Genomic DNA, 251 nt, shown 5'->3' with positions numbered 1-251 from the left:
GCCAAGGCCTTAGCCATTAACTCTCCTTTCTTTAAAATTTATAGCGCATGATTTAATTCTGGATGCTCAACCAGCGCTAGAAGGCTAAGCATCGCATTCTTGTCCCGATCTACGACTATGCCATAGTTCGGGCATTTTTCGTTATAGCAGACGTACTCATTGTGTTTAGTACCATGTTTCTTGTTTCCGTAAAGAGTGATCTTGTCATCACCTTTTTTGACATTACCACAAGCCGCACAACGCTGAGTAGA

At 42.2% G+C, this 251-nt stretch carries 1 pseudogene; it reads right to left on the bottom strand.

Features of this window, described 5'->3' with window-relative positions:
- Nucleotides 1-38 precede the first annotated feature (38 nt).
- A pseudogene (locus lacNas_RS10965) lies at nucleotides 39-251 on the bottom strand (RNA-guided endonuclease TnpB family protein); the annotation flags it as partial.

Origin of the sequence: Lactobacillus nasalidis (assembly GCF_016587775.1) — a bacterium.
Taxonomy (GTDB): domain Bacteria; phylum Bacillota; class Bacilli; order Lactobacillales; family Lactobacillaceae; genus Lactobacillus; species Lactobacillus nasalidis.
The sequence above is the reverse complement of the archived record's forward strand: the minus strand, read 5'-3'. Positions and strand labels throughout refer to the sequence as shown.